The sequence below is a fragment of the Tunicatimonas sp. genome (assembly GCF_049647865.1).
Lineage (GTDB): Bacteria > Bacteroidota > Bacteroidia > Cytophagales > Cyclobacteriaceae > Tunicatimonas.
Window position 1 is genome coordinate 1 of record NZ_JBARYM010000427.1, and the last position, 7,447, is coordinate 7,447.

Consider the following 7,447-nt stretch of genomic DNA (forward strand, 5'->3'; position numbering starts at 1 on the left):
CATATGAGCAAAGTCGGTAATCTCAGCAACGAAGCGACCTTGCTTGTTGACAATAGGCGCATCGTTGCCATTTTCGTCCTTCACCATTATGCCCGGAATACCGCGCTGCTCCAGCACCCGAAAGTCATCCGCTCCGAAGGTCTTAGCTAAATGTACTAATCCGGTACCATCTTCGGTTGTGACAAAATCGCCCGCCAGCACCGTAAATGCTCCCGAATCTTCGGGTAGCGTAATGTAGGGCAGCAACTGCTCGTATTTAGTGCCGACGAGTTCTTTCCCCTTCATCGTTTCCATAACCTGATAGGGAATTAGTTTGTCGCCGGGTGAATAATCTTCAACGGCTACATCTTTAGCCTTGTCGCTGAAGTAGGCGCCCATTCGATCCTTCGCCAGTATTACATTAATTGGCTCGTAGGTATACTGATTGAACGTTTTGACCTTTACGTAATCAATATTGGCTCCCACGGCAATGCCCGAATTGGCAGGAAGCGTCCAGGGTGTAGTAGTCCAGGCAATTAGGTAGTCGTTTTTGGTTCCCTTCACTTTAAACTGAGCCACGGCAGACGTATCTTTCACATCTTGGTAGGTGCCGGGCATATTTAGCTCGTGCGAACTAAGACCCGTTCCGGCAGCCGGAGAATAAGGCTGAATAGTGTAACCCTTGTAGATTAACCCTTTCTCGTACAATTGTTTAAGTAAGTACCAGAGCGTTTCCATGTAATCTCGCTCGAAAGTGATATAGGGATTGTCCAGATCCACCCAGTAGCCCATTCGCTGGGTTAGGTCATCCCACTCGCTTTTGAACTTCATCACTGCCTCACGGCATCGTTGGTTGTATTCTTCAATAGAAATCTTCTGGCCAATGTCTTCCTTCGTGATGCCCAGTTCTTTCTCTACCTTTAGTTCTACCGGCAGGCCGTGGGTATCCCAACCGCCTTTGCGTTCTACACGCTTGCCTTTCAAGGTCTGGTAGCGGCAAAAAATATCTTTAATCGTTCGGGCCATCACGTGGTGGATACCCGGAGTTCCGTTAGCCGAAGGTGGCCCCTCGTAAAAAGTAAACGATTGATCGGCCGGACGCTGCTCTATCGACTTCTCAAAAATCTTCTGTTCCTGCCAGAATTGTAGCACCTCATCGGCAATGCTAGGATAATTAACTTGCTTGTATTCCGGAAATTTTTCGGATTGAGCCATGCTGAACCTCACTATTTAGGTATGGAATGGGCAAAGGTACAATCTGTTTAGTGTTTTGCCCAATTTGACTTTAGATAACGCGAGTAGAGGGGAAAAGATTTGGGAAGATGCAGTTGATTTTACGGCTGATCTAGCTGTTCATAAAATCAGTATTTTTCATAGAGAGTCAGACTAGTGTATGCATTTCAGTATTTACTTATATGGATTAAACTTAACCGGATACATATGCGATAAATAAATGTATTGATGTGGATATGCTATTGCTAGGTCAATTGTGAACGAAATCAAGTTGCAAGGATTGTTACAGAAAGTCAAAGTGAAATACCGGATATTTACAGCTTCTATAATTGAGGCTAATACTTGTCAAAAACCCGAACCAACTCTTTATGAAGGGCAAACCAAGGTTTTCGTAACTTATTGAATGATTAAGAATGCTAATCAATTTATCGAGATAAATAATAACTTCTGAAAGTAGCTAACTCTTCTTTTTCCTGCTCAACATAGAGTAAGAATAGCTTCTCTCCAACCGTACTCCTCGTTGCCGAAATCCCTACGTCAATCAGCCGAATGCCCCGTTCAGTCAGAAAGATATTATCAAAAACTTCCCCTGCTTCGGTAAATGATTGTCGCAAGTCGCGATGTATAAATCCGGCTTCGTGCAGTTGTGTTAGTTCTTCTTCAAAAACATCCATTTGCAATACTCTTGCTTCGTACTCATAGGTGCGAAAGTCAAGCGGACAAAGTCGCTCCATTACGAGCATCTCCCATTTTTTAGCTTCATCCAAATCCAATCGCACAAAATTCACCACCAGCGTATTGATCTGGTTGGCGTACTTCATCTTCTCAGCCTCCGAACCAATATCGGAACGAGTGTCTTCGGTGAACAGCTTAGCTACCTCAGCAGACGATAGTGCAATCACGGTATTGTTCGCACTTGAGATAGCGTTTTTCCATTGCATCAATGGGCTTTAATCCACCCCTCAACTTCTTCCTTAGTTGGGTTCTGTACGTCTTTGAGTTTCATCTTTTTACGCATACCGCATACATCATTATGCAGTTTGTTAAGAGAAGCTTCTTGTAATTGAGCAACGGTGACAATACCTAGCTTTTGTAACACGGGAATCAGTTCTGGTTGTACTCCCCGGTTAATAAAATCCTGATCGGAAGATTCTTCTTGTTTGGCTTCAGGCTTCATTTGGGGAAAGAAGAGTACTTCTTGAATAGAGGGCTGATTAGTCATAATCATAGCCAGGCGATCAATGCCTACACCAAGCCCAGCCGTGGGGGGCATTCCGTACTCTAAAGCACGAAGAAAATCTTCATCTAAGGTCATGGCTTCTTCATCACCCCGCTTGCCTAGGGTGAGTTGCTCTTCGAAGCGTTCGCGCTGATCAATGGGATCGTTGAGTTCGGAGAAGGCGTTACAAATTTCTTTACCGTTGCAGATGGCCTCAAAACGCTCTACCAGTCCGGGTTTGCTACGGTGCTTTTTTGCCAGAGGCGACATCTCTACCGGATAATCGGTGATGAAGGTTGGTTGGATGAGATTGGGTTCGCAAGTTTCGCCAAATATCTCATCAATCAGTTTGCCTTTGCCCATCGTATCATCAATTGGTACGTTGAGCTTACGGGCGGTTTCGCGTAGCTGCTCTTCGTCCATCTCACTAATGTCAATATCGGTGTAGTGCTGAATGGCCTCAAACATCGTAAATCGCTTCCAAGGACGTTGGAAATTAATGGTATTTTCGCCGACCTGCACTTCAGTGGTTCCGTGTAAATCCAGTGCGGCGCGCTCAATCATTTCTTCTACTAAATCCATCATCCACTCGTAGTCTTTGTAAGCTACGTAGAGTTCAATCTGGGTAAACTCTGGATTGTGAAAGCGCGACATTCCCTCGTTCCGAAAGTCTTTAGAAAACTCGTACACTCCATCAAATCCACCGACAATCAGTCTTTTTAAGTAAAGTTCGTTGGCAATCCGCAGATAGAGCGTCATGTCTAATGTGTTATGATGAGTCTTAAACGGACGAGCCGCCGCGCCGCCGTACAGAGGTTGCAAAATGGGAGTTTCTACTTCTAAGTAATCTCGTTCGTCCAAGAAATTGCGGATAGAGCTAACTAGTTTGGTACGCTTTCGAAAGGTTTCCCGCACCTGCGGATTCACAATCAGATCGACGTAGCGTTGGCGGTAACGCTGTTCGGGATCGGTAAAAGCATCGTAGGTTTTGGTATTTCCTTCTTCATCTTGCACATCTTTGGGTAGCGGTAGTGGTCGTAATGATTTAGTCAATACTTTCAGCTCCTTTACGTGTACCGTAGTTTCTCCGGTTTTAGTAGTGAAAACGAAGCCACTTATACCAATAATGTCACCTAAGTCGAGCAACTGCTTGAAGACAGTATTATACAGACTTTTATCTTCATCGGGACAAATCTCATCGCGAGCAATGTAAATCTGAATGCGTCCGGCAGCATCCTGAATCTCGGCAAAAGAGGCTTTACCCATAATTCGGCGTCGCATTAATCGTCCGGCTAAGCGTACTTGCTCAAACTGTTCGGGAGATTTTGCGAAGTGCTGATGAATATCCTCGGTAGTAGTAGTAATTTCAAAGGTTTCGGAGGGATACGGGTTAATTCCGGCACCCATCAACTTTTGCCGTTCTTCGCGGCGGTGTAGTTCTTGTTCGCTTAAAGCCATTACGTTTCTCTATTTTAGGGCGGCAAAGTTAAACAATAAAAGTTGGAAGATCGAAGCTAGAAGTCGGAAGACCAGAAACTGGAAATATACACAAAGGACAATGGAAAGAGTGTTACAGGCAAGCTCATTCTTTAATTCTATTCTCGGTTTCCATACTCTTGGCACCGGTCCCCAGCTTTACGTCTCTGACCTTCGTCTTGCATTGAATTTTATCGTCTTCTGAGGCGTTACCTCTTGGGAAAATAGAAGTCCCGTAGCTCGAGCGTAAAACCTACGGGGAAAATTCGTAACATTGCAGTTTGAAAACAGAGTATAGATAAATGACAGGAAACCGAATAGTGCCTGGAGTCTCATGGATAGCATGCTTAGTGCTTTTGTTAGGAATAGGGGGTTGTGCTGCTACCAAAAAATCGGCTCGCAACAAGAATGCTGATTATTCGCTAAATGAGGCAGTGTTGTTTACCTCAGCGGCTGATACGGTTTTTGCCGATGAGTTTTTGTATGTCTACCAGAAAAATAGGATACAAGATACTGCAACCGAACGTACGCCGGAAAGCCAGAGAGAGGCGATGGAAGAGTACTTAGAATTATACGTCAACTTTCGGCTCAAGGTAAAGGCCGCTGAAGAGGCAGATTTGCAACGTAGGGAAAGTTTCAAACAAGAGTTGGCTCAGTATCGGGAACAGTTGGCTAAGCCGTATCTAACCGAAAATAGGGTGACGGAACAACTGATTCAGGAAACGTATGAGCGAATGAAGCAGGAAGTACGAGCCGCTCATATTCTCATTGAAGTTCCTGAAAATGCTACCGCGCAAGACACACTGAAAGCCTACCGATTGGCCGATAGCCTACGCGTGCTGGCCCAAAATGGAGCTTCTTTTTCTATGCTGGCCGAGCAACATTCATCAGACCCTTCGGCAGCTTCTAATGGTGGCGACTTAGGGTATTTTTCGGCTTTGCAGATGGTGTATCCGTTTGAGAAAGTCGCCTACAAAACATCGGTAGGTAGTATTTCAGAACCCGTTCGTACTCGCTTTGGCTACCACATTATTAAGATAAAAGATAAACGTTCTTCTCAGGGAAAGGTGAAGGTAGCCCATATCATGATCCGCCCCAACAGCGAAAACGATTCCGCCGCTTATCAGAAAGCCCGTCAGGTACATCAACAGTTACTAACCGGAGCCGATTGGAACGAGATGGTCGAGCGTTTTTCCGAAGATGTAACCACTAAATCGCAGGGTGGGGAGTTACCGTATTTCGGTACAGGTAATATGATTGAGAGTTTTGAGAATGCTGCTTTTGCCCTTAAAAACCCTGGCGATATTTCTTCGCCGGTAGAGACTCGCTTTGGCTGGCACATTATTAGATTAATAGATCGCCAAGGATTAGATTCTTTGGAGAAAATGCGTCCTTCATTAGAGCGACAAGTAGAACGCAACATTCAGGCAGAAGTACGGCAAGAAGAAATGGTTTCTACGCTCAAGCAAGAAAGTGACTATCAAGCGAATAAAGCCAATATTGCTCAGGCAGTTTATTTTCTTCATGCTGGCGACCAAGCCGAAAGTACCGAGCCCGACCGAGGTGCTGTGCTCTTTGCAGTAGCGGATACTACCTTAGAGATCGGCAATTTTTATGATTTTGTACAGAAAAAGCAAGAAGCCTTATCGGCCGATAGCGTACTTGCTCATCAGCTGTACCAAGATTTTGAAGCGGAGACTCTTTTAGTATACGAGAAAGATCACTTAGCAGATAATAACGAAGAATACCGCCGTATACTTCAGGAATATCGAGACGGAATACTGCTGTTTGATATCATGGAGCAAAAGGTGTGGTCAAAAGCGGTAGAAGACAGCACTGGCTTAAAACAGTATTTTGAGAATCATCGAGAAGACTATCGCTGGCAGGAGCGAGTGGAGGCGACCATACTGGATGCCCAAAGCCAAACCATACTGGAAGAAGCGAAACAAAAGTTGGGAGAGATAAATGGCCCAGTGAGCGAAGAAGTGATTTCAGAAACAGAAGGTGCGTTCAACCAAGATACCCCGTTATCGCTTCAAATTCATCAGGGTAAGTACGAACGAGGTGAAGAACGAACATCCGTTGAGGCGGTTATTGATCAGGTTACTTGGAAAAAGGGAATGTATTCGCAAGCGAAAAACAATAGATTTTACCATATTCTTATCCATGATGTGTTACCGCCTAAATTAAAGGGGTTGGATGAGATAAGAGGCATTGTAATTGCAGACTACCAAAACGAACTCGATCGGCAGTGGATTGCTGCGCTGCGAGAAAAATATCCGGTAGAAATTAATGAAGATGTTTTACAATTCTTGGGTCAGCAAATGGAACCTTAGCCAAGCTCTGGCACTATTCACCCTTATCACGCTAGCATCAGCTTGCGATCAACCTGGCTTGCCCGATTTTTTGCGGTTTAAGAACCAAGAAACCAATGAAGGGGCCACGCTAGAACCAATTGCTCGCGTGTACGATAATTATTTATATCTACAAGATTTGGGGGGAATTGTAGACGAAACCACTAATTCTTCAGATAGTGCTGATATTATAAATCGCTACATCGATAGCTGGATTAAAAAGCAACTACTCATCGCCGAAGCTGCCGCCCAGATGGAGATTGACGAGGCTGAACTAGAGCGTAAGATTCTAGACTATCGTTACGCATTAATCGTGTACGAATTTGAGAAAAACTACGTGAACCAGCGAGTAGATAATGAAATATCGGAAGCGGCAATTGAGGAATATTATCAGAATAACCAGCAAAACTTTGAACTGAAGCATAACATTATCAAAGGCATTTTCGCGAAAGTTCCTCAAGAAGCCCCGCGTACTGGCCGTTTGCGGTCTTTGTTTCAGGGCACCATCACGGAAGAAGTTCGGGAAGAGATAAAATCATACTGCCTTAGTTTTGCTACCTCGTATTCGCTCGATGACTCTACCTGGTACAACTTTGAAGATGTTATTTCCAATACTCCTCTAGTGAGTATTCCTAACAAAGTGCAGTTTCTGCAAAAAAATGAGTTTATTGAAACCTCCGATGACTTGTACGTGTACTTTGTAAAAGTGATGGATTATAAAATAACCGATCAGATTTCGCCGTTGGAGTTTGTGCGGGATGATATTACTAAAATTATTACCAACCAGCGTAAGGTAGCCTTAACTCAGGATCTGGAGGAGAATATCTACCAAGATGCAAAAGATAAAAAACACTTTGAAGTATTTCAGCCAAACACCAACGCCGCTTCAGTGCAGCAGCCACCGCCTACCGTGCGGGCCGGAACTCCGCAGTAAATTACTGCCTCTATTATTGTTACTTTTAACGCCCCTATCTAGCATAGCTCAGTATAGTGGAGAAACCATGATTGATAAAATTGTGGCCAAAGTAGATAACTACATTGTACTAAAATCGGATTTAGAAGCGTCGCACCGAGAGGCACAAGCAAACCCTGATTTTGGGAATATTACTAAATGTCAAGTGCTGGAGCAATTGGTGGTAGAAAAGTTGCTGTTAGCCAAAGCTGAGATTGACTCAGTGGTGGTAGA

At 44.3% G+C, this 7,447-nt stretch carries 5 protein-coding genes and 1 pseudogene; 3 read left to right on the top strand and 3 right to left on the bottom strand.

Features of this window, described 5'->3' with window-relative positions; translation table 11 throughout:
• From WBA23_RS12725 to lysS, 3 genes are all read right to left on the bottom strand, one after another.
• Positions 1 to 1,194, bottom strand: a 1,194-nt coding sequence (locus WBA23_RS12725; protein WP_424582656.1) for a class I tRNA ligase family protein, incomplete at its 3' end; no start/stop codon positions are given.
• 443 nt (positions 1,195 to 1,637) lie between these two features.
• Positions 1,638 to 2,153, bottom strand: coding sequence for a hypothetical protein (locus tag WBA23_RS12730; protein ID WP_424582657.1), 516 nt, complete (start codon positions 2,151 to 2,153; stop codon positions 1,638 to 1,640).
• Entirely contained in the window at positions 2,153 to 3,889 is a 1,737-nt protein-coding gene (lysS, locus tag WBA23_RS12735; protein WP_424582658.1) for a lysine--tRNA ligase, read from the bottom strand. The genes WBA23_RS12730 and lysS overlap by 1 nt, the downstream gene beginning before the upstream one ends.
• Before the next feature lie 320 nt (positions 3,890 to 4,209).
• Here lysS and WBA23_RS12740 point away from each other — a divergent pair, with 320 nt between their 5' ends.
• The 3 genes and pseudogenes from WBA23_RS12740 to WBA23_RS12750 all read left to right on the top strand — a co-directional run.
• Positions 4,210 to 6,243 (top strand): peptidylprolyl isomerase, encoded by a 2,034-nt coding sequence (locus tag WBA23_RS12740; RefSeq protein WP_424582659.1) that lies wholly within the window; start codon positions 4,210 to 4,212, stop codon positions 6,241 to 6,243.
• A complete protein-coding gene (locus WBA23_RS12745) occupies positions 6,206 to 7,195 on the top strand; it encodes a peptidyl-prolyl cis-trans isomerase (protein WP_424582660.1) in 990 nt (329 codons plus the stop codon). The genes WBA23_RS12740 and WBA23_RS12745 overlap by 38 nt, the downstream gene beginning before the upstream one ends.
• A gap of 67 nt (positions 7,196 to 7,262) precedes the next feature.
• Positions 7,263 to 7,447, top strand: a pseudogene (locus tag WBA23_RS12750) (peptidylprolyl isomerase); the annotation flags it as partial.

Coding starts and splice junctions, on each gene's coding strand:
- WBA23_RS12745 (WP_424582660.1), top strand. CDS start 6,206: ATGTTTTACAATTCTTGGGTCAGCAAATGGAACCTTAGCCAAGCTCTG.
- lysS (WP_424582658.1), bottom strand. CDS start 3,889: ATGGCTTTAAGCGAACAAGAACTACACCGCCGCGAAGAACGGCAAAAG.
- WBA23_RS12740 (WP_424582659.1), top strand. CDS start 4,210: ATGACAGGAAACCGAATAGTGCCTGGAGTCTCATGGATAGCATGCTTA.
- WBA23_RS12730 (WP_424582657.1), bottom strand. CDS start 2,153: ATGCAATGGAAAAACGCTATCTCAAGTGCGAACAATACCGTGATTGCA.